Source organism: Agrobacterium larrymoorei (assembly GCF_013322225.1).
GTDB lineage: Bacteria > Pseudomonadota > Alphaproteobacteria > Rhizobiales > Rhizobiaceae > Agrobacterium > Agrobacterium larrymoorei_A.
Window position 1 is genome coordinate 61,719 of the sequence record NZ_JAAMFB010000026.1, and the last position, 23,085, is coordinate 84,803.

The window sequence follows — 23,085 nt, forward strand, 5'->3', positions numbered from 1 at the left end:
ATGACGAAGGCGCCCGTCCTGTTCCGAGCAGACACTTTCAGACACGGTCGACCTCCGCTGTCGCGCGAATTCAAGGCTTGGTGTGGGCACCATGGTCTTGGGAAGCCGACGGGGCCTGCGCCTTTGACTGAACCACGAACTCGACCTCGACGGGACCGGCCTTCTCGAACTGCAGAGTAGCCTTGAACTTCTCCCCTTCGCCTGGGCGCTGCCTGGGGTTCACAAGCATGATGTGTGCCCCGCCCGGTTCCAGTTTCACGGTCTCCCCGACCGGGATCTCGATGCCCTGCTTCGCGGGTCGCATGCGCGCGACCCCATCGACCAGTGTCGACTCGTGCAGCTCCAGACGTTCGGCGGCGGGCGTGCTACCGCCAACAAGCCGATCGGCTTCCGTTCCGGTATTCACGATCACAAGATATGCGCCAAGTACGGGAGCCACCGGAGGGGCCTTGGCCGACCAAGGGTGTTTCAGTTCGAGGCCGCCCGCCTTGAAGTCATGTGCGCCGGATGAGACGGGAATACCTGTCGTGGCGACGATGGCCGCGATCGCCGCAGAAGTGATGATCCTGAGCTTCATAAGTCGTCTCCATTCCTCGCGGACTGCCCGCGTCCTTGAACCAGTTCGTGTGGATTGCTCCTCACGCCGATCATGGCCGAGGGTTCGGCTATGATCGAGATATCCCGGCAACATATAGTCTTAGAACCCGCTTCCTCAACGAATTGGGCGAAACAGGCGCAGCGCGTTCATGGTAACAAGCACAGTCGCTCCAGTGTCGGCAAGGATTGCTGGCCACAGCCCGGTCACACCAATGATGGTCGTGACCAAAAAGACTGCCTTGAGACCGAGCGCCAGGGTGATGTTCTGGAAGATGTTACGCATGGTGCGCTTCGAGAGATCGACCATGAGGGCGACATCTCCGACCCTGCCATGCAGGACGGCAGCATCCGCGGTCTCCAAGGCAACATCGGTACCGCCGCCCATGGCAATCCCGACATCCGCCGCAGCCAGCGCAGGAGCATCATTGATGCCGTCGCCGACTTTTCCAACCACGAACCCTTCCGTCTTCAACTCGCCAACGATCCGCTGCTTGTCCTCGGGCATCAACTCGGCACGGACCTCAATTCCGAGCTGAGCGCCGATGGCCGTCGCAGTCCGCTTGTTGTCGCCAGTCAGCATCACGGTCTTGATGCCGGCGTCGGTCAGGGCCTTGAGGCCTGCCACGGCGTCGGCCCTCGGCTCGTCGCGCATGGCGATGGCGCCAGCGAGAACTGTACCGATCACGAGCACGGAGACGGTCTTCCCTTCGTCGTTGAGAGAGGTAATCGTCTTCGAGTGCGCCATCGGGATCGTCGCCCGTTCCGCAGCGGCCTTGGGCGAGCCCAGGAACACCTCCACCCCGTCGATCATCGCGGTCACACCCTTGCCGCCGAGCGCTTTTGCGTCTGTCGCAGCCGAAGCATCGATACCGTCCTCGTTTGCCTTTTCCAGAATTGCCAGGGCGAGCGGATGGCTCGATCCCATTTCGAGCGCGGCTGCATACCGTAGGATTTCATCGACCTTGCGACCAAACGGCACGATATCCGTCACCTTTGGCTTGCCTTCGGTGAGTGTACCCGTCTTGTCGAATGCTATTACTGTAAGTTTGCCAAGCCCTTCCAGAACTGCACCGCCCTTGAGAAGCAGACCGCGGCGCGCACCTGACGACAGCGACGCCGCGATGGCGGCTGGTGTCGAGATGACGAGCGCGCAGGGGCACCCGATGAGAAGCACGGCAAGACCCTTGTAGATCCATTCGCTCCAGTCACCGCCGCCAAGCAGTGGAGGAATGACCGCGACCAGAGCAGCTACGACAACCACACCTGGCGTGTAATAGCGGGAGAAACGATCGATGAAGCGTTCTGTCGGCGCCTTGGACTCCTGAGCCTCTTCGACGAGTCGCACAACACGCGCAATTGTGTTGTCTGCAGCCGCGGCTGTCACTCTGACGCGTAGTGCTGCATCACCATTGACGGTACCTGCAAAGACGTTGTCGTCGATGACCTTGCGAACCGGAACGCTTTCACCTGTAACAGGAGCCTCGTCGATCGAGCTCTCGCCAGCAACGATCACACCGTCGGCCGAGATGCGGTCGCCCGGCCGGACGAGGATGATCGAGCCTACTGCAAGCGTCTCGGCAGGAACCTCGCGGGTCTTCCCACCTTCCTCCAGGAGAGCGGTCTTGGGGACCAGCGCCGTCAGCGACTTGATGCTGTCGCGTGCCTTGCCTGCGGCCACGCCTTCGAGGAGTTCGCCGATCAGGAACAGGAAGACGACCGCAGCAGCCTCCTCGGTGGCGTCGATGATCAGTGCTCCTACGGCGGCGATCGTCATCAGCATCTCGATGGAGAACGGTGTTCCCGCCCGTGCCGCCATGAAAGCGCGGCGGGCGATAGGAACGAGACCAACCATCATAGCTACAATGAACGCGTATCTTTCTATGGAAGGAAACAGATGGCCTACACCGTATGCAAGCACGAGCGCGGCACCCGCCATTATGGTGAGACGACCCTTCTTGCTCTTCCACCACGGCCCTTCTGACGGACCATGGTCGTGGCCGTGAAGGCCTTCCACGTCGACCTCCCCGGTCTTTGAGCCATGATCGTGGCCCTCATGCAAGCTGCTCTGGCTCAACGACGTCGCCTTCTTGACGATGGGAACAATCGAATAGCCAAGACCCGAGACCTGTTTCTCGATAGCCTTCAAATCTGCGGACTGACCATGCTTGACTGTCATCGTCCCGGAAGTGACGGAGACGGACACGTCCTCGACGTCATCTATCCTCCTGACTGCAGTGTCGATCTTTGCGGCGCACGAGGCACAGTCCATACCGCCGACGCGGAAGCGCGCCTGAAGTGGTCCGGGCGTGCCGACCTCTGGCTGCGGGACCGGATCGGATTGTTGGACGTGTTTATGTCCAGCTTGATCATGGGAGTGGCCGGAATGGTCGTGACCTGAATGATCGTGGTCGTGCGAGCAGTTTGGGCCGTGGATATGGACGGGTTCGGCAGCACCTTCCTTCGCCTTTGCCTGAATGGCTGTCGCATCGTATCCGAGCCCGGACAGTTGCTTCGCAATCGCGTCAAGATCGCTCGTCTCGTCGTGCTTGACCGTCATCGTTCCGGCAGTGACCGAGACGGACACATCTGTTACACCCGGCATGCGCCTGACGGCAGTATCTATCTTCGATGCGCAGGACGCGCAGTCCATGCCCCCAACGCGAAATCTCGTCTGCAGCGAATCGCTCATCTAGGAATCCTCACTATCACTGGGAGTGAGTTCTACGACCTCTAGCTACTAGAGGTGCAAGAGGAAAGTTTATGATGAGTTGCTTGAAAATTGGAAATAGCTCTTAGCTGTGTCCGCAGGGCCCGTGAACTGGGCGTTCTGATCCAATAGATTTCTACAAGGGATACAGAACTAAACTAAAATATTGATTTATAAGGTTTATTACAGTTTTTGAAATTTGCCTTTATAGGTTGCACGAGTGCCTACGGTCCTCTCCAAACGGAAAGATTTCATGGAATATTTGGACACGTATCATTCGTATTGGTCAGGCAAAACTCGCCGCCGAATACGACAATCGCGCCGGCAAGATCGTGCGCTGTTGGTTTCAGAGAACTCGACGTAAAAATCGCGACAGTCGAAACCACGTGGCATCTGCTACATAACCCAAAAAAAAGCTTGTATCTCTAGTCACTATACATAGTATCAGGATCGCCGGTTCCAATGAAACGGCATGATCATATGAGAAAAACATCCACTAACCGCTCCGGGAGACATCGAAGGATAATGCACAGCCTTCGGCCCGCGATCGGCAGCATCACGATCAGTATGTTGACGGCTACCTATCTGCTAACGTGCCTCAACGTCACTTTTTGGACTAAGGCGAGTATCTACTTCGAGAGTGATGTCTGGGCCTTAGTCTCGCTGTACATCGCGCTGTTTGCCTTGTTCACCATTGGCACGGTCTTGATATCGGTCAAATATCTCATCAAACCAATTATAATCTTTTACATCGGCGTAGCAACTGGCGCGGCTTGGTTCACCGACAAATACGGTGTGTTCGTGGATACGGACATGGTAAGGAACGTTTTTGAGACGACCGTCGCAGAATCGAAAGATCTGGTAACCTTCGGGCTCCTCACACATTTTGCGATATATTTCGTACTGCCGTCCGCCCTGTTAATGTGGGTTCGTATAGTTCACCGTCCAATCGGTTCTAAGCTGCTCCGTAATGGCCTGACGATCTTTGCCTGCTTTGTGGTTTTCGCAGGGGTCGGGGCGACGTTCTACAAGCCCTATTCTACGATCGTCAGAACCAAGAGGGATTTGGTCAAGACACTAAATCCAATAACTCCGCTCGTCGGTGCCGTAAAATACGTCTTCAACGCGAGCCAGGAAGTTGCGATCGTAGCTAAGCCTCTAGGAGAAGACGCAGAAATCGGTTTACGAGCGGATGGCTCCATGAAGCCACGAATTGTCATCCTTGTCGTCGGTGAAACGGCGCGAGGGGCGAGCTTTTCGCTTGGCTCGTACAACCGCCAAACGAACCCGGAACTCGCTCTGCAGAACGTTATCTACTGGCCTAATGTCTCCAGCTGCGGTACTGCAACAGACGTTTCCCTTCCCTGCATGTTCTCGAACCTCAAGCGGTCAGGCTATAGTCATAGGCTAGGACTAGAGAATGAAAACGTACTCGACGTGCTCTCCCGCGCCGGTGTCGATGTAACATGGATGGAAAACAACACGGGAAGCAAAGGGGTCTCCGATCGCATTCGCAACATACGGCTCACTGGATCCGTAGATCCGCGTTTCTGCAAGGACGGCGACTGCAAAGACGAGATATTTCTGGACAAGATCGATGACTGGCTGGACAGCGTGACGAAGGACAGCGTGCTGGTACTACATCAACTTGGCAACCATGGCCCGGCTTACTATGAGCGGTATCCAGAGGCCTTTCGACGTTTTGTCCCAGATTGTCAGACGGCGGAACTTACAAAATGCGCCGATTCCGAAGTTGTGAATGCGTATGACAACGCAATTCTCTACACCGATTTCGTTCTGGCTAAAATCTTGGAACGCCTTAAGGCGCGAAGCGCGAAGCTTTCAACTGCCTTTCTGTATGTTTCGGACCATGGCGAGTCACTGGGTGAAAACCGGCTTTTCCTTCATGGAACGCCATATTTTATGGCACCGGATGAGCAGACGCGCATACCGATGGTCACTTGGTTCGACAAGCAATTCGCGTCCTCCATGGGACTTAGCCTCGATTGCTTGAAGAGCTCGGCGTTAAAACCGCTTTCGCACGATAATTTGTTTTCTAGCCTCCTTGCAATGATGAACGTTACGACGAGGGTCTACGAGCCTGAACTGGACATGTTTCTAAGCTGCCGAACCCCGTGAACATGCTTCCTGCGAGAAATGCTTTCATCGTGCCAGAAAGTGACAGGGCAAGTCATTGACCCTCCAGTTGCTAGAGAAGTTACATCGAAACAGGGCGATAAAATTGCAAGGGCGATAAAATTGCATATGTATCTAAAAGTAAGCAACCTTCTGCAATATGACCACATCCAGCGAATTCGCGGCGTAGGGTATCCCCTCGTCGCGATGTCAGACACTGCAGCTCCGTCTGGTCTGGTGGTGTCGAATGCATTGCGGGAGATCAGCACTTGCGTCAGTTCCCGCTCGGCCTCGATCGCCCGGTGATGTTTCACGAAAGCCGATTCCGAAACGATGTGGATCAAAGACCAGATAACTGTCAGCGCAGCGTGGCTGACAGAATAATGACAAAGCCAAGTACGCTCCGCAGATTTGAATTCTGTGGTAAACTTCCAGCCAGATACAACGCTATTGTCGGAACTCTGCTGACTCCCGCGGTGATCATTAGGGACATGTCTATGCCTTTGATCGACAAGCCCTGTAAGACTGCTGACCTGAGATTATAAATGCGCTTCTTTCCAACAGGCGCCCGGTGAACAAAGCGAATCTTGGCAGAACCTTCCCCTATCCACGCCGTGAAATATGTCGTTGTCATAGAGGCTCTCGATTCAAGTGGAGATGGGAATGCTTAGGGGTGGATGGCTAAACTATCCGGAACTTGAGCAGCGTTTGTTACATCATTACAATAGAAACAAACTACGCAAAATTTCGGGGTCTGAGGTCAATTCTGCTTCTTAAGCAATCGCCAACCGCGCAAGGCCCAGTTCTGCGAAAAATCCAACGTAACGGAAACGTAGCGTTTGTTTGCTGTCCAAATTTTCAGCGGCCGTTGGTCATTGCGCTCTGAAAGGTAGTGCGCTCAGAACGCCATGAATGCTGTAGGTCGCAACTAGGTTCTGATGAGAGCAGATTCCCACGCGAACGGCTCTGAGCCTTTGTCTCGCGGATCGTCGAAGTTGCGCCCGCACAACAATTTTCACTCTTCACGAAAGCTGCGGCTCCCTGGAAAGCCGCCCGAAAAACCTATTGGATCAATTTTCCCAGAGCTGCGAAACAGCGTTCTGATTTCGCCAAACTATTCAATCTTTCATTTTCGCCCTAGAGACAAGCCTAGAGTGCATATCAAAAATCTGGGACACCTATCGAACCAAGAACATGCCAACGTGCCTGTTTTCCCCGCAACTTTTCGAAAGCAACTAAATCTAAGATATGCCGATTGGAGCAACGGCTTCCGTGGAATTTGATGCCGCCGACCATCGCTGAAGCAACCAGACCTGTGGCCATCACCGTACACTAACTTTGAACTACAGGACGTGATATAGCGTCACAATGCCGCGTGTGATGTTTTGGCACGCGGTAATTTGGCACGCAGCCGTCCAGCACAAACAGGAATAGAACGACAAGCAATCTCGTGCCTTGATGGAGGTCAAATTGTTTGATGGTTTCAGTGCGGAGCTTCTGGCGCGCATACAGTTTGCGTTTACAGTATCCTTCCACTTTATCTTCCCGGCCTTCTCAATCGGCACCGCCAGCTATCTTGCTGTGCTGAATGCGCTGTGGCTGTGGAAACGTGATCCGGTCTATCTGAAACTTTTCGAATACTGGAAACCCATCTTTGCCATCACTTTCGGCATGGGTGTCGTGTCCGGTATCGTCATGAGCTACCAGTTCGGAACCAACTGGGCGGTGTTTTCCGATAAGGTCGGGCCGGTTATTGGCCCGCTTATGGGTTATGAGGTGCTGACGGCCTTTTTCCTGGAGGCAGGCTTTCTCGGAATTGCTTTATTCGGGCGCAAGCGCGTGGGTGATGGCTTGCACATGTTTGCCGTCGCCATGGTCGCCGTCGGCACCCTGATTTCCGCCACTTGGATATTGTCGGCCAACAGCTGGATGCAGACGCCACAGGGTTTCACCATTGGTGAGAACGGACAGTTTCTGCCCGCAGACTGGTGGAAGATCATCTTCAACCCGTCATTTCCTTATCGCCTCGTTCATACCGTGCTTGCCGCATTCCTCACCACGGCCTTCGGTGTCGGTGCCGTCGGCGCCTATCACCTGTTGAGAGACCGCAGCAATCGGCAGGCGCGGGTAATGTTTTCCATGGCGATGTGGATGGCGGCGCTCGTCACCCCGATCCAGATCTTCGTTGGCGATCTGCACGGCATCAACACGCTGGAGCATCAGCCCGCGAAGATTGCGGCGATGGAGGGGCACTACGAAACGCATCGCGGCGCACCGCTCATTCTGTTTGGTATCCCGGACGATGAGGCGGAGGAAACGAAATATGCGGTCGAAATTCCCAAACTCGGTTCCTTGATCCTTACCCACTCGCTGGATGGAGAAATCAAGGGCCTGAAGGAATGGAACAGGAGTGATCGTCCGAAAGCGTTGATCCCGTTCATCACCTTCCGGGTCATGGTGGGCCTTGGTGTTCTCATGCTGCTGGTTGGTATGTGGTCGCTGTGGGCGCGGTGGAGAGGCTGTCTCTATGATAACCGACTGCTGCACCGGGCAGCCCTTCTCATGGGGCCATCGGGGTTCGTTGCGGTTCTGGCCGGTTGGTACACGACTGAGGTGGGGCGTCAGCCCTATACGGTTTATGGCCTGTTGCGCACATCCGACAGCCTCTCGCCCATCGCAGCACCTGCCGTTGGCGCGTCACTTCTCGCCTTCATCATCGTATATTTCGTCGTGTTCGGGGCTGGTGTCTTTTATTTGCTGCGGCTGATGCGCCGCACGCCTGTTCTCGATGAGGATCACGAGCTGGATCATGCCCCAACGCGAACGGCCGGCATTACGCCCGGCCTCACGCAAGACCTTTCCGGAGTTCGTCATGATGTTTGATCTTGCATTTATCTGGGCGGCCCTGATCGCGTTTGCCGTGCTTGCCTATGTCATCCTCGATGGTTTCGATCTCGGTATTGGCATCCTTTTCCCGTTCTTTCCAAAGAGACATGACCGTGATGTCATGACGAATTCCATCGCTCCGGTTTGGGATGGTAACGAGACCTGGCTGGTGTTGGGCGGCGGAGGGCTGATGGCCGTCTTTCCCGTCGCCTATGCCACGGTGCTGCCCGCACTCTATATGCCGATCATCCTGATGCTGCTGGGATTGATCTTTCGCGGCGTTGCATTCGAGTTTCGCTGGAGAACGACACGCGGCAGCATCTGGTGGGACTGGGGCTTTTGCATCGGCTCCACAATTGCGGCCATGATGCAGGGCATTGCACTTGGCGCATTGGTGCAGGGGATCAGGATTTCCAACCGCGCTTATGCCGGTGGATGGTGGGATTGGCTGACGCCGTTCAGTATCACAACGGGTGTCGCCGTCGTCGTGGGCTATGCGCTGCTGGGTGCGACGTGGCTCAACCTGAAGACAACAGGTCCGTTGCAGGCACATGCACGAAAGATTGCCATGGTTTCCGCTGCTGCGACGCTGGCCCTCATCGGCGTCGTCAGCCTATGGACGCCCTTTATCAACCGGGTTTATTTCGAGCGCTGGTTCGGCTGGCCAACAGCCTTTTTCTCTGCCTTCGTGCCGTTGCTTTTGGTTCTTTGCGCGGCGGCTCTTTGGCAGGGATTGACTCGAGACAAGCATCTTCAGCCATTTCTGGCCGCGCTTGGTATTTTCGTGATCTGCTTTGCCGGTCTCGGCGTCAGCTTCTATCCCTATATCGTGCCGGGGGCGCTGACGATCTGGGAGGCTGCGGCGCCGGATAGTTCGCTGGCATTCCTGCTGGTCGGCGCAAGCGTGCTCATTCCCATCATCCTTGCCTATACCGGCTACGCCTACTGGGTGTTTCGCGGCAAGATTGATCCAGAAGAGGGATATCACTGATGCCGACATCTCTTTCCAGACGGCTGTTGTGGTTCATTGGCATCTGGCTTGCCAGCGTGCTTGGCCTCACTGTGGTAGCCTATGCAATCCGCTTGATGATCATGGGTGGAGTCCTTCCTTAAAGCCTCGTCAGGATCAGGTATCGGTTACACATTTCCATCAACATTCTAAACTGAAGGTGGTTCTCTGCGGGAGTTCATCAGTGCTAAATCATACTAACCTACACGTCCGGTGAAATGGCCTAAATTCCAGAAGAATAAATTTGTAGGTTAAAGCAAGGCTTGCTGCCAGATCATTACGGAAGGCTTTCTAAACAGGTCGACGCGCCGCTCTTCATTTCCACTCAGGTCGTAATGCTTTGCAACGTTCGCCTTGCCATGTTCACATCGGAAAAAACCAAATGGGAAGGTTGACAGCACCGCTAGGTTTGGTGGCATTCGCATGGCTTATCGCCATTATCATCACGCTTTGAGTATCAAGCTTTTCATTGATTTCGTAATCTGAGCCCGCAAAGTGGCTTTGTTACGCTCATTCAGGCATCACGCATCACGGAAGAATGAACATCGCAATGACAAAATGGAGCTATAAGCGGTTGTCGGAACCGAGGAATTCGAAATAGACCTTTATGCGCCAAGTCAGTTTAATAAGGCCGGTTATCGTTTCGGCGGTATCGTTGATCGCTGTGACAAGTGCTGCGGCAGCTCAGACAGATCATCTCGCGACATACGACAACGTTGTCATAGAACACGCAGAGTTGGTGCGGTCTGCGGAAGGGTCAGACAGAGTTTACCTTACGATATATAACGGATCGCAATCGGCGGTCGCTCTAACGAACGTAGAGATATCAGGGTATGGAACACCGATCTTGGTCAGCTCATTGAGAAATGACCAAACTCAACGCGATAAGATTACGTTGAGGGAGGCATTCATCACTATTCCGCATCAAGCTGAACTCGACATGTCGTCGCGGACTCTGTTCCTTACTTTCTCCAAGTCTGCTCAACCCCTTACCAACGCCGAGATAACCGTAACTTTTTTTGATGGTCTCTCGCAAGTTGTCCCACTTCGCATTCTTTCTTCTGATGAGCAGATCAGAAACCATCATCACGGTGCGCCCGAACGGGAATAGATGTGTGAAATAGCCATCCCGAAAAAGTCCTTCTCAGGCCGCGCTGCTGTCCCGCGACCTGTGACTATCCAAGACTACGATGGCAGCTCCGCAGACTATCGCAACATCTGCCATGTTGAACGCAGGCCAAGACCAGCCATAAGCGTGGAAATCGAGATAGTCCGTGACCGCGCGGTTCTTCATACGGTCAATGACATTGCCGACCGCACCACCTGCTATCATTGCTAATCCAAACCGCTCAACCGCTTTTGACGCTTTTAAGGCCCAGACAATAAGCCCGATAACAATCAGGAACTGCAACGCTGCGAGAATGTAAGGCCCAGCGTCGGTATTCTGCGCAAATATCCCGAAACTTACACCTGGATTGTATCCAAGCACGAGGTTAAAGAATGGCGTCACCTCAATCACCTTCGGCGGGTTCATCACACAAGCGACAATGATATATTTTACTACCAGATCGAATATACAGAAAACGGCGACGACTGTAGAAACGGTGAGGAGCCTAGAGCGGAAAGTGGTCGCATCCATCGCTTAACTCTGCTGGACGACGATACGGGCCTTATAAGGCGCTCTGGCGTAGAGATCGATTACATCCTGGTTGATCAACCTAATACAGCCGGAAGAAGCGGCCTTGCCGATGGAGCGCCAGTCTTTAGAGCCGTGCAGCCGGTAAAGCGTATCCTTGCCATTTTGAAAAATATAGAGTGCGCGGGCGCCCAAAGCATTATTGGGACCCGGCTCCTGTCCGCCATTCTCTACAGAATATTTTGCTAGCTCCGGCTGACGTTCGATCATCTCCGCAGGCGGCTTCCAGCGAGGCCACTTCTGCCGCCACTGAATAATGCCCTCACCTTCCCACGCAAAACCTGCTCGACCGATCCCGACACCGTATCGCATCGCCGTTCCACCCGGTTCCGTAACATATAGAAAGCGCTTTGGCACGTTGACGACGACAACCCCAGGAGCCTGTCCAGTCGTATTCTCAACTCTCTGCCGGTAAAAGACCGGGTCAATCTCTTTGAAGGGAATGGATGGAAGCTGGTGGCCCTCATCAACGACAGGCGCGTAACGCAGCATCATTTCCTCCTCTGACGGAGGACCAACAGGGCGGCGTGGTGGCGGTGCAGGGGTGCCAATCGGGGATGCTTCACTGCTGGTTGTCGTCTTGCATCCAGATAACGTCAAAACCGCAGAAACAGCACCTAAACACAGCATACCTCGCCGCGTCGTCACCAAAGAACCTGTCATGTCATTCCTCTCGAACTCAATTGCTTTTGTCTGTCTTGCTGCAGCGAAACGGTGACGCTGCGGCCCTGCAGCGGTGATACAAGCTAAAGCTACTTGAGGTTCAAGTCTCCAGATCAAAAAAAACGCTGGTGACGAACCTGTGATGACTTGTATGTCGATTACCGGGTAAGATTGCCACAGTAGATCATTTCGCCATGACTGGGTTTAAATCAAAAAATCTGTCTAAATACAGCTCGTTACATGGGCTTAGACCGAGCGGCCCGAATTGGAAGAATGGATCAATCCTGCTGAAATTCGACAACCCTCCTCGGAGAAGAGTTGCGGACCTGCGTGAGCAAGCGTGAAACGGGGGGGTGACGATTGGACAGCGCCCAGCCAGGCGGCTGCGCGAAAAGTCTCCGGCTGGTGCGCAACACATCGCGGGCGATGTTGAGCTCGTGGCTCTGGGTGCGGATATCTTTGGTGGCGTCGTGGAGGACGAGGTCTTCGAGATGGACTAGCTCGCCATCGATCCACAGCGAGGCGCAGGCGTCGGTGAATTGGGAGCGTTTGACAAAGCCTTCTCCGACCGGCGATCGGGCGATGCGCTCGTCGACGCGTTAGTGCGACGCCGGCGTCGAAAGCTGGCCGCATCAGGGCTGTCATTCTTAGTTTCGCGAGATTGTTTTGAAATCGTGGTAAATTATTTCTTACAGCAACTCTATATTAAAGTTGAGATTCCTCACATGGTATGATTGACCGTTGACGTTATAGCCATCGATAAGATCATGGTATTGGCTGTAATGCGGTCATAAATCCGCTTCAGGCAACAGCAAAAATTACTCTACCCTGAATGGAATGGAACGCCTAGGGATGCGCGTCGCGATGGTCGGGTCAATTTCAAAAATCAAAATTGCGATCTCTGCCGACGCCCCGTCGCTTGGGGTCATTGGTCCAGCTACCTATGCCGCAAGCTATGGTTATCTATGGGATGATCCACTTGCTCGTTTATGCGCCGTGAAAACACACGGGTATGCGGCCAAGGCCTCTCCAGGGTCGGAGCTACAAGATCGCGCGGGAGAAGAGACGGATCAGCTTATATGGCTGCAACAATCTCTTCCTGCGTGGGTGCGCGAACTTGCGGGTTTGGCTGCGGCATCAAAACGTAAGTCGCTCCGGAGCCGGCAGCAATGCCGACGCCGGTAGCGATTACGAGTAGGATATTCTGATTCAAGGAGTCGTCCTCATAGATTGAGGTTGAACCAATGGCGTTCCTTCACGCCTTTGTCGTTCGGGATATCGAAGAAATAGGGGGCAGCTCTCATTGGCCTTGGCTGCGTGATGACAACCTGGCAGCTGTTGCCAAAGCCGTTGTCATTGTTTGAATTGAGTTCGCGGATTGTGATGCCAGCCTGCTGGTTTGCGCGTTCGTTCCCATAGAGCGTCCGGAACGCGCCACGGTTGCTGCACTGGTTGACCGTCTTTGTGCATACATTCGCCTCGCCACCGCCAAAGAGGGAGTCGTTGTCGCGGCCAGACGAGGCCCGTCCGGCCTGGAAACCGGCAGGGCAATCCTCAAAAGGTTCATGGCCGGGTTTCCCGGCTTTAGCTTCTTCGCAGATCGGCCACGAAAAGCCGGGCTTTTTCATCGCCGAAATCAATTTCTGCATGGGCGGCACGCAGTACCCAACCCCCTGCCATGAAGGGTTTTTGGACGCTGCGCAAAGGAGGATCTGGCACCCCCAGGACGCATCTTGCGCCCTTGCGGCAGGTGTCATGGCAAAAGCCGCAACACCTGCGGCGACAAAATACAGAGCTTTCATTAGCTTTCCCTCTCTCATTCGTTCACTGCGGAATTGGCCGGTGTGAGATCTTGGCTTCTATCGCGTGGGGGTCTGTTCGGTCGGAGGCCGCATGTATGACGGCGGCGATCAACGAGAATGCTGCAAACCAGAGGATACCGACGCGGTAGAGGAGGGCGCGGTTTGGGATATCCCGGCAAACCGCCGCAAATGCAAAAAAGCCGACAAGATAGCTGTCGAAAGCGAGATGACGCTCGGCCTGGAATAAGGCTGAGACCACGAGGAGGACTAGAGCGCAGGGGGCGTGGATCCACCACAAACGTTCGCAGGGCACGATCAGGGCGAGCGAAAGTGGAATGGCAACCAAAAGCGCCGCCATCGGGTCGACCGCGAACGATGTCGCGATATGTGCGATATCCGGCAACTATCGATCTGTCCTCTTAGGTTTGTTGCGTGCGTCATCAAACGGCGGCGAGATTTCGCTTTTTCGTTCTGCCAAAAGGTTGAAATCCGCCAGAGGCCGCCGCTCAAGGGTCTTATCAACCGCTTTGCGCCGCCATTCGTTCATGTCGAGCACGTAGGTGCCCCACATTCCATAACGGGCGGCCATGGCATCGTGCTGATAGGAAAGGTACTGTTGGTTGGCGTAGGGGGAATCCAATCGCGCCCAACCTACGCGCAGCATTTCCGTCGCCACGTCTCGACCCTTGACCGTGCATTGAGCCAGAGAAATGCCATCATTCCCATAGCCAAGCGTCGTGCAGACCGTCACCTTGTTGCCAATGGTTCGCTTAAGCCACGCTTTCGCAAGCGGGCCACAAGGAACCGGCATAGGCGCTTGGTTCTTCGTTCGATCCACCCACTTGGGGTTAAGAGCCCATTGCGGGAGCTCGCATGCATCGATATTTGCGAGGCGGACCTTATAGCCACGTCCGAGAGAGCCATACCAAAGAGTTCGACCGTCCAGAACGGTTACAACGCCTTTGAAGATCGGCAACCTGACTGGCGCGGAATCGACGGGTGGTGCAACGCGCCCCGAGTAGCGCGGGGGATAATATTGTAGATCGGCCGCCAATGTAGGCGTGGCAATCGCAGCGATGATGACGCTAAATAACGGAATATGTTTCATTGCTCCGCCTTCCTGGCGCGCTGATTGGCTTCTCGGCTCAGGGTGATCGACGGGTGCTGGACGTCTTTGAACTGCCAGAGCCCAGCCTTTTTCTGTTGTGCCATCTGTTCGGCCACAGAGTAGGGGACATGATATGGGAGCCCGTCGCTCTTCAGGGCAGCGAAAGCGTACCCACTGCTGACGAGAACCTGCCCAAGATCGAGCCGCTGGCTCCCTACCGTCGCGTAACAAATGACATACGAAATGTCGTTTGCCTTAGCGACTGGTGCGCAAATCGGCTGCGTGTCCTTGATATACGCGGCAAGAACAGCGAGGGACGCCTCGCCGCAATCGCGAGTATTACCGTGCGCATCGGTATAATTGGTACCGCGCAAACATGACTGTATGCCATAGAGACGGAACCGCTCACCATTGGATACCCATGTGTCCCCGGTCTCGAGCGTTATTCCGTCTGGCCTTAAATCGAAATAGCCCTTCGGGGCTGCGAGAGCCCAGGTAGGCATCAGTGCCGCCATGAGAAGGGCTATCCGCTTCATTGCGACTTTACCCGCGGATCGGCCCACATGCCGAAGTCGCCCTTTTTGCCGAGATTCTCGGCTTCCTGAAGATCAGGCCGCTCCACTGATCCATCAGGCTTTTTGGCGAGACGAAGAGCGCCTAGAGAAAGAAGCTGCTCCTCGAAATTATCGACCGAGTCCATGGCACCAGGGTAATTGTAGTACCCGTAGCACGTCGCATTCTGCATCGGCGCCCCCTGCTCGCTCACGAAAGCGCGGCAGAAAACGACTTTTGGGCTCTGCAACATGACCTGAAGCTGTTTAAGCGCATAGTCATCGCAGGTTCCGGCATAGTCTTCCGTCCGGTTGACCAGATCCCCCTTACACGCCTGGAGACCGTACAGATGTACGGTTGTCTTATCATCAATTTTGAAGTCGGTTCCGGAGACAGCCTTGAATCCTGAGGCCGTTGCGTAGCCCTTCCGGTCAACAACCTTTCCGTTGCCGTCATAGTACTCGATCACCAAAGCCGTTTTACCGGGGGCGGCGAGCGACTTGACGTAATCCTTGTTAATTGCCGACACGGCGAAAGCTTGTGTTGCCATTGCGCAACTTGCGAGTGTGGTAATGATGGTCCGTATCATTTTCTAGCCCTAACCATCTTGGTACAACGGATTCCCTTGAGAAAGGGGGTTTAACACTGGCACAAAAACTTGTAAGTCTGAGCCAAATCGGTATCATACAAGCATCAACTTAATCGGTTTTCTTCCTAATCACAACACCGTTTGGCAGGCGGAGACGATGGAAAAAAGGGCTCGCATGGCAGGCTTTTTAGGCACCACCGTCCTGTTGGGGACAGCTCTCGTCGCGCTGTGGTCGGCCAACTGTGCATATGCCCAAGATGCTGTAAAAAATACTAGAATAGCTGGCACATACAATGGAAGCGAAGCGTCTGGACCACCGTCACTTGCGACCAATTTCGCTGAAAGATGGGCTGGCGAGGCTGTTCCAGCGAAAGAATTTGTCTTGGGCGCTGATGGCGTAGTGAAAGACGCGAACAAGCAAAACAGCGCGACCGAAACTGCGACTTCACCGGATACTAAGATTGGCGCAATAAACACCCCCTATGTGGACGTGACACGATCAATTGGCGACTCTCAGACTGCTCAACGGGCGACAGGTTCACTTAGCCAAATTGGCGCAGAAAACGCGGTAGTATTGCCTGTAGTGAATGGCAAAGAGTGCGGCGCATCTCCGATGACCCCTGACGAGATCAGAGCCTTGGTTGTAGAAACTGCACGCCGCCATCAGGTTGATGAAGGGTTTGCTGTGGCCATCACATGGGCCGAAAGCCGGTTTGACGTGGTACGCAACTCTCCCAGAGGTGCACGCGGCCCTATGCAGCTAATTCCTGACACCGCTACGAGGTTCGGTGTCGTTGATATCTGCGATCCGGCGCAGAACATCGAAGGCGGTATCAAGTACCTCCGCTTCCTGCTCGATGAGTTTCAAAATCCTCTGCTCGTAGCCGCCGCATACAACAGCGGCGAGAACCGGATCTATGAATATGGCGGCGTACCGCCCTTTCAGGAGACGGTCGGGTACGTAGCAAAGGTCCTCAATTTTCAGCTTGGCCTTCCGATGCCTACGGGCAAGCGGAAGGCCGGATACGTCGTCCGCGAGGCAGCGGCGACGAATACGGCCAACGGTAGCGGGGTAATTGCCGTTGAGAAGACCGGCAAGTTTGTTGGCGGCGTGATGCACTTCTAAGGAGAGAGTCAGATGAAAAGTGTGAAGTTGGGTCAATCCCAGGCGATTAAGGTGATCGCGCTTCTTGGCGTGGTCGCGGCGGTACAGATCGTCGGCGCAGAGTTGGCGTTTGCGCAAGGGGCAGGCGGAGGCGGTAGCGGTGCTTTCGGCCCTATCCAGACCGCCGTGCAGATGATCGTGGATTTCATCACTGGCCCATTTGGCCGGTTGTTGGCGATCATCGCCGTTATCGCCCTGGGCTTCATGGCATTTGCCGGTCGTTTGTCTTGGTTTACTGCCGGCGCGGTCGTTATTGGCATCGGGCTCGTCTTCGGCGCCCCGGCCATTGTTGATCAGATGATTTCTTCGGTGGGCGGGCAGTAAGTTGAGCGAGTTCTCGGATGAGAAGCCGGCGCTTACGCCTTTGGTGATCGGTCTGACCCGATCACCTACCCTATGGGGCGTGCCATACATGGCGGTGGTGCTGATCATCGGCCTCACCATCATCGGCTGGCTTGCGTCAAACCATCTCGCGGCACTTCTGCTCGCGCCTGTTGGCTACCTCGTCCTTTTCTCGCTTTGCACATGGGACGCGAAAATTCTCGACGTGCTTCAGGTTTCGTCACGCAAGACCCCACGCACTCCCAATAAGCGCTTTTGGGGCACCAACTCGTACGGACCATAATCATGCTGAAAGTCGTCAAAGAAGAGCTTAGATTTGGGAAGGTCGCCGGAAACGACCGGCCTATGTCCGTTCATATTCCCTACATGCGGCATGTCTCGGACACGGTGATAGGTCTCGAGAATGGATCGCTCGCAAGCGTCATCAAGCTCGACGGCTTGTTTTTCCAGACCGAAGACCAGGCCGAATTGAATATGCGATCAGTCGTCCAGAACACGATGATCCGCGCGCTCGGCTCAAGCCGGTTTTCCCTATGGTCAACCGTGATCCGTCGCGAGGTCGAGACCGAGATCGGCGGAACGTTTGATCAATCATTCTGCGACATCCTGAATACGCGATACATGGGTCAGCTTCGCCAGAAGCGCATGTTCACAAACGAGATCTACTTGACGATCGTCCGTTCGGGCATGCGCGGGGCGCTTGGTGTTGGCGACACGCTCAAGCGGATTTTTACGCAGTCTAACAAGGACGCAAAAACACAGGCCACTCGCGAAGAGGTAACGGACCTGGAGGAACTGATCGGCAATATCGTCCGTGAACTGAGTAAATACGGAGCCCGCTCGCTCGGCATAACCTATCGGAAGAAGTCCGACGATACTGCAAAGATTGAGGGGCAGGAGGAAGAGACCAAGGGCGAACCGTATTCCGAGCCCTGCGAATTCTTCAATTCTATCCTCACGGGTAGCGTGTATCGGAAGATGCGGCTGCCGCGTATGGGCATTCGCAACTTCATTGGAACATCTCGTCTCCACTTCGCCAAACGCGCTTTGCACGCGCATGCCGCCGTGGACGAAGATTCGCGGTATGGCGCACTGCTGTCCATCAAGGAGTACCCTCCTTTCACTGGACCCGGCATGTTGGACGGACTGTTACAGGTGAACCACGAGTTTATCCTGACGCAGTCGTTTACCCTTGCCGACAAGCCGATTGCGCAGGAGCGCATAACGCGCCTTCAGAGACAAATCCGTGCCTCGGACGAAGCTGGGACGTCTGTAGAATCTGACATCAATTTTGCTCTCGACAGCATGCTGAATCAGGAAGCCGTGTTTGGCTTCCACCATTTTTCGCTACTTTGCATTTCCCGGGACCTCGAAGGCTTGAGCCGCTGCGTTTCGGAACTTGGTGCGTGCCTCACGGACATGAACATCAACTGGCTGCGTGAAGATCTGAATCTTGAGGCAGCGTTTTGGGCGCAGTTGCCCGGCAACCACTCCTATATTGCTAGAAAGGCGATGCTCTCCAGCTCGAACTTCTCGGGCCTGTCATCGATGCACAATTTCGCCAGTGGTCAGGCGGAACGTACGCATTGGGGCCTTCCCATCACTATCCTTGAGACGACATCGCAGACGCCCTATTGGTTCAATTTCCACCGCCGCGATATCGGGCATTTTACCGTCACAGGACCGACAGGCTCGGGTAAAACTGTCGGTTTGAGCTTCCTGCTCGCGCAGGCCATGCGAGTTTCGCCAACGCCGCGCGCCGTCTTCTTTGATAAGGACCGCGGAGCCGAAATCTTCGTTCGAGCCATCGGCGGATCTTACGAGATCCTTTCCCCGGGGACACCAACTGGATTCAATCCGCTCCAGTTGGAGAACACCGGACCAAACAGAGAATTTCTTCAGCGCCTTCTCAAGGCAATGCTCGGTGGACGTGATCGCCGCGACTTCACCCAGGAAGATGAAGATATCATCGAGCGCGCTGTCGTCCGCCTCATGGAAGAGCCGGCACAACAGCGAAACCTCACTAACCTCGGCAATCTGCTTATGGGACGTGCACGGGCGGACGCAAACGATCTCTATTCCCGCCTTCGTCCTTGGATCGAAGGTGAGAAAGCGTGGCTCTTTAACGCTCCGCACGATGTGCTGTCCTTCTCCGGCAGGACCGTATTCGGCTTCGACATGACCAACATTCTTGGCAACGAGGAACTGCGAACCCCCGCACTTATGTATCTCTACCATCGGCTTGATGAACTGCTGGATGGCAACCCCGTCATGTTCTTCATGGACGAGGGCTGGCAGTTGCTTCTGGACGACACCTTCAGCGCGTTCATTGTCGACAAAATGAAGACCATTCGCAAGCTCAATGGCATCGTAGGCTTTGGCACTCAATCGGCCGCCGACATTGCAAAATCGAAGGTGTCCCACACGCTAATTGAGCAATCATCCACGAACATTCACTTCCCAAATCCGCGTGCAGACGAAGAGAGCTACATCAAGCGCTTTGGTCTCACGGTGAAGGAATACAACTTCATCAAGAATACCCCGCCCGAGAAGCGAACCTTCCTGATCAAGCACGGCAATGACTCCGTCATAGCCAGGCTCGACCTGTCGAGCATGCCCGATCTGGTGAAAGTCCTGTCCGGGCGAAAGGAAACGATCGAGGAGTGCGCAGCACTCCGCGAGCAATACGGAGACGAGCCGGAAAACTGGTTGGCTAAATTTTGCGGATGGGAGAATGCTGAATGAGGAAAAGTCCCACTCTGGTGCTGCTTGCTACAGCCATGTCGATTGGCGCTCCAAGCGCGGCCTTTACGCAGGTTCCAATCACCGACGCCGCTCTTACGGCGGACGACACGGTGAGGGAGAAAACGACCGACGACATCAAGGAAACAGACAAGAAACGTCATTCTGTCAGCACGAGCGTCACTTGCTCGATGTACAAAAAAGGGAAGGGAGGCGACGCGCCGTCTGCTGCGCAAGCTAATCCGGAGATCGTCGGCCTCGTAAAGCGCGTTGCCCAGGAAGAGGGCGTAGACGAAACGCTGTTCATGTCTCTTGTCTATCAAGAGAGCCGCTTCAACCCGTGCGCAAAATCACCGGTAGGCGCGACGGGTCTATCGCAGCTTATGCCAGGAACCGCGAAGGACCTCGGCGTTGACCCAAACAACATGGAAGACAACCTTCGGGGCGGCGCGCGGTATCTCAAGCAACAGTTGAAGCGTTTCAACGGGAATACGAACCTCGCTCTGGCCGCTTACAATGCTGGCCCTGGCAACGTGCAGAAGTATGGCGGCATCCCACCATTCAAAGAAACCCAAGGCTATGTCGCGAGCATCACGAAACAATGGATGCCGCAGTTTGGCGGGTCGGATACCTCCAACATTCCGATGAACTATGGAGGAGGCAGTACAGCCTTCTCGGGTGCTCGTGACAGCTCGATGAACGCTATGGCGACGAGCCAGTCCATCACGGAAAGCAGTGGCAATGTCAGTTCGTGGTTGCAGCAGCTCGGGCAGATGCAGATGGGCACGATCCAAGACAGCTGGGACCAGAACTCAGGGGCGCGAAACGCGAATCTCGAAATGATGAATCAGGTCATTCGTCTTGGAGCGACAATGGCTGAACTCATGAACTCGAAGAACGCGCTGGATCTCGGTGAAAGGTCCGGCTCGTCTCGCACGAGCTCGGTGAAGAAAAAAGACGATAAAGACCCCGAAACGGTGAAGCTCTGTGACCCGGCGCTGAACGTAGAATGGAATGAAACGGAACAAGCTTGCGTCCAGAAGAGGGAACGGGCGTCCGAAATGAAACTGATGTTGAGTACACAATAAAGGAGAACTGCCATGAAAAAGACGATCGCAACGGCGTTTTCGCTGGCTCTAGCTTCGACAGCGTACGCTCAGGTCCCCACAATCGACAATGCTAACCTGAAGGTTGCTCAGGAAACATCGAAAACAACGACCGACATCCTCGATACCAACAAAGAGGTTCTTAAGACGGTCGAAGAAACACTTAAAGCCGTAACGGGTGACCGTGGAAGCGTGCAAAGCCCTATGCAGAACCTTGCTATCGGCAATGGCTTCAGTGTTTCCCAGATGCCGTCCTTCGACAGCTTGATGAGCGGTGGCGTACCGAATTTCGGAAGCATGGGCGGCGATATCGGCAAAGTAGCCTCCACATTCATCAACGGGCTGCAGCTGGTGAAAAACCTTTCGGGAAAGGCCGATAGCACGTTCTCAGGCGATAAGTCGTATGAGGAAGTGATGAATACGGTCCTTGGCGTAGCTGCTCTGGTGACTGGATCAAATCAGGCTGTGCAGCAGCGTACGCAATCCTTCCAGCAAGCGGGTCAGCAGATCGGCAAGGCTGAGGATATCAAGGGCTCGATCGATCAGAACACGCAGCTCCAAGTTCAGTCGGGGCTGGTGCTGAACGAAATGATTGGCGTCATGAATGGCACCGTTCAGTCGCTTAATGCCCAAAATCAGCAGCGTCTTGTCGATATGTCGAACTCGAAAAAGGCGATGACCTACGGTGATTAAGGCATTCGAAACAGCTGGAAAAGTGCTTCTAATTGCGACGTTCACGGCCGGGCTTGCCGGCTGTGGAACGGCTGCGAAAGAGAAAACAGCACCCTGCAAAAGACCGGCCAACATGACGTCTTTCGTTGAGGATCCGCGTCACGACTGTGGCCCGATGACGAACGTCAACGGTGATCCATCAGCCGCTCTCGCGGCCATCGACACATTAGCAACTGAATAGGGGCGTTGGGCGATGGAGGATTTCCTCGGTGGGCTTTTGGATCGGATTGAACAGACAGGCGCTAGCTTCACGCAAAGCGCCTATGGGGTAGTTGGCAGCGAAGTCGCGCCGCTTCTAACCGTGCTACTGATCGCCTACGTCGCCTACTACGGTCTTCAACTGATCATGGGGACGGCTCGGGTCAGTGTCGGCGAGGTCATCAGCCGCGTGGTCAGGATGACGCTAATCGTTGCTTTCATAAACTCATGGGGTAACTTCAACACATTCTTCTACACCTGGCTGAGCGATACGCCGGAAGATGTTGGCCGCGCCATTCTAGCTGTGAGCAACACAGGCATCACGGAGCCGACGAACGGCCTGTCAATGATCTGGGAAACGGCCAACAAAGCGGCGGGGGCCTTTGCCGAGCAGGCCGGATATTTTTCCGTTCTCCCGGCAATGGTCGGTTTCCTCATCATGTTTTTCGTCGGCGTGTTTATTGCCGTCGCTCTCGCGATCCTTCTGCTCGCTAAAGTCATGATGTGGGTGCTGCTAGGAACCGCGCCGATTTTCATTGCATGTTTGTTGTTTCAATCCACCCGAAGCTACGGAATGGCATGGTTCCAAAGTGTGCTGATGTACGCGCTCATTCCGTTATTCGTTTACGTGGTTGCTGCGTTCCTGATCTCCGCGATGGATCCAGAGTTGACGAAGGTCACTGCGGCGGCCGACCAGCGCAGGCTTCAACTTGATGATGTCGCCGCTTTCCTTCTTTTGTGTGCTGCCGGTGCCTTTGTCCTCTTCAACATTCAGACGCTTGCTCAGGGGATCACGGGCGGCGTCGCGGCCGGAATCGGTCAAGTGGCGCGAACTGTCGGGGGCCTGACAGGCTTCAGTGCTCCAGCTGCAATGCTAACCGGCGCGCGTAGTGCCTCCGGCACAGCTGGCCGACTCGGCATGGAGGCACGCGAGCGGACACAAGCCGGCATGCGGGAAAATATTCGAAATGCAAGTGCGAGTGCGATGCAAAATCGCATCAGTAGCAACAGCGTGCCGCGCTAAACGCAGGCTGTTCAGAGGGGTTTAAGGGCTA

Annotated in this window: 22 protein-coding genes and 1 pseudogene; 12 read left to right on the plus strand and 11 right to left on the minus strand. The window is 54.8% G+C overall.

Features of this window, described 5'->3' with window-relative positions; all coding sequences use genetic code 11:
- Positions 1-70 precede the first annotated feature (70 nt).
- The gene (locus G6L28_RS16250; protein ID WP_234902608.1) at positions 71-691 is read right to left on the minus strand and encodes a copper chaperone PCu(A)C; all 621 of its coding nucleotides are present in this window, start codon (positions 689-691) and stop codon (positions 71-73) included.
- 21 nt (positions 692-712) lie between these two features.
- Entirely contained in the window at positions 713-3,286 is a 2,574-nt protein-coding gene (locus G6L28_RS16255) for a heavy metal translocating P-type ATPase (RefSeq protein ID WP_174064869.1), read from the minus strand.
- 543 nt (positions 3,287-3,829) lie between these two features.
- On the opposite strand from G6L28_RS16255, the gene G6L28_RS16260 reads away from it, so the two are divergent.
- The 4 genes from G6L28_RS16260 (at position 3,830) to G6L28_RS16275 (ending at position 9,439) form a co-directional block, all read left to right on the plus strand.
- On the plus strand, positions 3,830-5,443 hold the full coding sequence (locus G6L28_RS16260; RefSeq protein WP_174064870.1) for a phosphoethanolamine transferase: 1,614 nt from the start codon (positions 3,830-3,832) through the stop codon (positions 5,441-5,443).
- A gap of 1,467 nt (positions 5,444-6,910) precedes the next feature.
- On the plus strand, positions 6,911-8,323 hold the full coding sequence (locus G6L28_RS16265) for a cytochrome ubiquinol oxidase subunit I (protein WP_174064871.1): 1,413 nt from the start codon (positions 6,911-6,913) through the stop codon (positions 8,321-8,323).
- On the plus strand, positions 8,313-9,317 hold the full coding sequence (gene cydB, locus G6L28_RS16270) for a cytochrome d ubiquinol oxidase subunit II (protein ID WP_174064872.1): 1,005 nt from the start codon (positions 8,313-8,315) through the stop codon (positions 9,315-9,317). Before G6L28_RS16265 ends, cydB begins: the two co-directional genes overlap by 11 nt.
- A complete protein-coding gene (locus G6L28_RS16275) occupies positions 9,317-9,439 on the plus strand; it encodes a DUF2474 family protein (protein WP_174064873.1) in 123 nt (40 codons plus the stop codon). The genes cydB and G6L28_RS16275 overlap by 1 nt, the downstream gene beginning before the upstream one ends.
- Positions 9,440-10,479: 1,040 nt before the next feature.
- Here G6L28_RS16275 and lspA read toward each other — a convergent pair.
- From lspA to G6L28_RS16320, 9 genes and pseudogenes are all read right to left on the minus strand, one after another.
- On the minus strand, positions 10,480-10,974 hold the full coding sequence (gene lspA, locus G6L28_RS16280; RefSeq protein ID WP_174064874.1) for a signal peptidase II: 495 nt from the start codon (positions 10,972-10,974) through the stop codon (positions 10,480-10,482).
- Positions 10,975-10,977: 3 nt separating this feature from the next.
- Positions 10,978-11,694 (minus strand): L,D-transpeptidase, encoded by a 717-nt coding sequence (locus G6L28_RS16285; RefSeq protein ID WP_174064875.1) that lies wholly within the window; start codon positions 11,692-11,694, stop codon positions 10,978-10,980.
- 362 nt (positions 11,695-12,056) lie between these two features.
- Positions 12,057-12,339, minus strand: a pseudogene (locus tag G6L28_RS22900) (RHE_PE00001 family protein); the annotation flags it as partial.
- 430 nt (positions 12,340-12,769) lie between these two features.
- Positions 12,770-12,907, minus strand: coding sequence for a hypothetical protein (locus G6L28_RS16295; protein ID WP_174064877.1), 138 nt, complete (start codon positions 12,905-12,907; stop codon positions 12,770-12,772).
- 10 nt (positions 12,908-12,917) lie between these two features.
- On the minus strand, positions 12,918-13,496 hold the full coding sequence (locus G6L28_RS16300; RefSeq protein ID WP_174064878.1) for a hypothetical protein: 579 nt from the start codon (positions 13,494-13,496) through the stop codon (positions 12,918-12,920).
- A gap of 22 nt (positions 13,497-13,518) precedes the next feature.
- Complete coding sequence (locus G6L28_RS16305; protein ID WP_174064879.1) at positions 13,519-13,899, minus strand: hypothetical protein; 381 nt, start codon at positions 13,897-13,899, stop codon at positions 13,519-13,521.
- Entirely contained in the window at positions 13,900-14,604 is a 705-nt protein-coding gene (locus tag G6L28_RS16310; protein WP_174064880.1) for a thermonuclease family protein, read from the minus strand.
- Positions 14,601-15,140 carry a thermonuclease family protein gene (locus G6L28_RS16315; RefSeq protein WP_174064881.1) on the minus strand — a complete coding sequence of 180 codons (540 nt, stop codon included), beginning with the start codon at positions 15,138-15,140 and terminating at the stop codon, positions 14,601-14,603. The genes G6L28_RS16310 and G6L28_RS16315 overlap by 4 nt, the downstream gene beginning before the upstream one ends.
- Entirely contained in the window at positions 15,137-15,745 is a 609-nt protein-coding gene (locus tag G6L28_RS16320; protein WP_174064882.1) for a hypothetical protein, read from the minus strand. The genes G6L28_RS16315 and G6L28_RS16320 overlap by 4 nt, the downstream gene beginning before the upstream one ends.
- 157 nt (positions 15,746-15,902) lie before the next feature.
- Between G6L28_RS16320 and G6L28_RS16325 the strand changes: the two genes are divergently transcribed.
- The 8 genes from G6L28_RS16325 to G6L28_RS16355 are packed head-to-tail and all read left to right on the plus strand — an operon-like array spanning position 15,903 to position 23,054.
- A complete protein-coding gene (locus G6L28_RS16325; RefSeq protein WP_174064883.1) occupies positions 15,903-16,871 on the plus strand; it encodes a lytic transglycosylase domain-containing protein in 969 nt (322 codons plus the stop codon).
- Between the two features lie 12 nt (positions 16,872-16,883).
- Positions 16,884-17,234 (plus strand): TrbC/VirB2 family protein, encoded by a 351-nt coding sequence (locus G6L28_RS16330; protein WP_174064884.1) that lies wholly within the window; start codon positions 16,884-16,886, stop codon positions 17,232-17,234.
- A 1-nt stretch (position 17,235) separates the two neighbouring features.
- Positions 17,236-17,535 carry a type IV secretion system protein VirB3 gene (locus tag G6L28_RS16335; RefSeq protein WP_080517092.1) on the plus strand — a complete coding sequence of 100 codons (300 nt, stop codon included), beginning with the start codon at positions 17,236-17,238 and terminating at the stop codon, positions 17,533-17,535.
- Between the two features lie 2 nt (positions 17,536-17,537).
- Positions 17,538-19,997: a VirB4 family type IV secretion/conjugal transfer ATPase gene (locus G6L28_RS16340; protein WP_174064885.1), complete on the plus strand. Its 2,460-nt coding sequence runs from the start codon at positions 17,538-17,540 to the stop codon at positions 19,995-19,997.
- Positions 19,994-21,082 (plus strand): lytic transglycosylase domain-containing protein, encoded by a 1,089-nt coding sequence (locus G6L28_RS16345; RefSeq protein ID WP_174064886.1) that lies wholly within the window; start codon positions 19,994-19,996, stop codon positions 21,080-21,082. The genes G6L28_RS16340 and G6L28_RS16345 overlap by 4 nt, the downstream gene beginning before the upstream one ends.
- Positions 21,083-21,094: 12 nt before the next feature.
- The gene (locus G6L28_RS16350) at positions 21,095-21,793 is read left to right on the plus strand and encodes a type IV secretion system protein (RefSeq protein ID WP_132665710.1); all 699 of its coding nucleotides are present in this window, start codon (positions 21,095-21,097) and stop codon (positions 21,791-21,793) included.
- The gene (locus G6L28_RS23145) at positions 21,786-22,013 is read left to right on the plus strand and encodes a hypothetical protein (RefSeq protein ID WP_229002349.1); all 228 of its coding nucleotides are present in this window, start codon (positions 21,786-21,788) and stop codon (positions 22,011-22,013) included. The genes G6L28_RS16350 and G6L28_RS23145 overlap by 8 nt, the downstream gene beginning before the upstream one ends.
- 12 nt (positions 22,014-22,025) lie before the next feature.
- Complete coding sequence (locus G6L28_RS16355; protein ID WP_174010459.1) at positions 22,026-23,054, plus strand: type IV secretion system protein; 1,029 nt, start codon at positions 22,026-22,028, stop codon at positions 23,052-23,054.
- Positions 23,055-23,085: the final 31 nt, after the last annotated feature.

What these genes read in the sequence shown, in the direction of transcription:
- G6L28_RS16250 (WP_234902608.1), bottom strand. Translation starts at nt 691, where the DNA reads ATGTTGCCGGGATATCTCGATCATAGCCGAACCCTCGGCCATGATCGG.
- G6L28_RS16255 (WP_174064869.1), bottom strand. Translation starts at nt 3,286, where the DNA reads ATGAGCGATTCGCTGCAGACGAGATTTCGCGTTGGGGGCATGGACTGC.
- G6L28_RS16260 (WP_174064870.1), top strand. Translation starts at nt 3,830, where the DNA reads ATGCACAGCCTTCGGCCCGCGATCGGCAGCATCACGATCAGTATGTTG.
- cydB (WP_174064872.1), top strand. Translation starts at nt 8,313, where the DNA reads ATGATGTTTGATCTTGCATTTATCTGGGCGGCCCTGATCGCGTTTGCC.
- G6L28_RS16275 (WP_174064873.1), top strand. Translation starts at nt 9,317, where the DNA reads ATGCCGACATCTCTTTCCAGACGGCTGTTGTGGTTCATTGGCATCTGG.
- lspA (WP_174064874.1), bottom strand. Translation starts at nt 10,974, where the DNA reads ATGGATGCGACCACTTTCCGCTCTAGGCTCCTCACCGTTTCTACAGTC.
- G6L28_RS16285 (WP_174064875.1), bottom strand. Translation starts at nt 11,694, where the DNA reads ATGACAGGTTCTTTGGTGACGACGCGGCGAGGTATGCTGTGTTTAGGT.
- G6L28_RS16300 (WP_174064878.1), bottom strand. Translation starts at nt 13,496, where the DNA reads ATGAAAGCTCTGTATTTTGTCGCCGCAGGTGTTGCGGCTTTTGCCATG.
- G6L28_RS16310 (WP_174064880.1), bottom strand. Translation starts at nt 14,604, where the DNA reads ATGAAACATATTCCGTTATTTAGCGTCATCATCGCTGCGATTGCCACG.
- G6L28_RS16315 (WP_174064881.1), bottom strand. Translation starts at nt 15,140, where the DNA reads ATGAAGCGGATAGCCCTTCTCATGGCGGCACTGATGCCTACCTGGGCT.
- G6L28_RS16320 (WP_174064882.1), bottom strand. Translation starts at nt 15,745, where the DNA reads ATGATACGGACCATCATTACCACACTCGCAAGTTGCGCAATGGCAACA.
- G6L28_RS16325 (WP_174064883.1), top strand. Translation starts at nt 15,903, where the DNA reads ATGGAAAAAAGGGCTCGCATGGCAGGCTTTTTAGGCACCACCGTCCTG.
- G6L28_RS16330 (WP_174064884.1), top strand. Translation starts at nt 16,884, where the DNA reads ATGAAAAGTGTGAAGTTGGGTCAATCCCAGGCGATTAAGGTGATCGCG.
- G6L28_RS16340 (WP_174064885.1), top strand. Translation starts at nt 17,538, where the DNA reads ATGCTGAAAGTCGTCAAAGAAGAGCTTAGATTTGGGAAGGTCGCCGGA.
- G6L28_RS16345 (WP_174064886.1), top strand. Translation starts at nt 19,994, where the DNA reads ATGAGGAAAAGTCCCACTCTGGTGCTGCTTGCTACAGCCATGTCGATT.
- G6L28_RS16350 (WP_132665710.1), top strand. Translation starts at nt 21,095, where the DNA reads ATGAAAAAGACGATCGCAACGGCGTTTTCGCTGGCTCTAGCTTCGACA.
- G6L28_RS16355 (WP_174010459.1), top strand. Translation starts at nt 22,026, where the DNA reads ATGGAGGATTTCCTCGGTGGGCTTTTGGATCGGATTGAACAGACAGGC.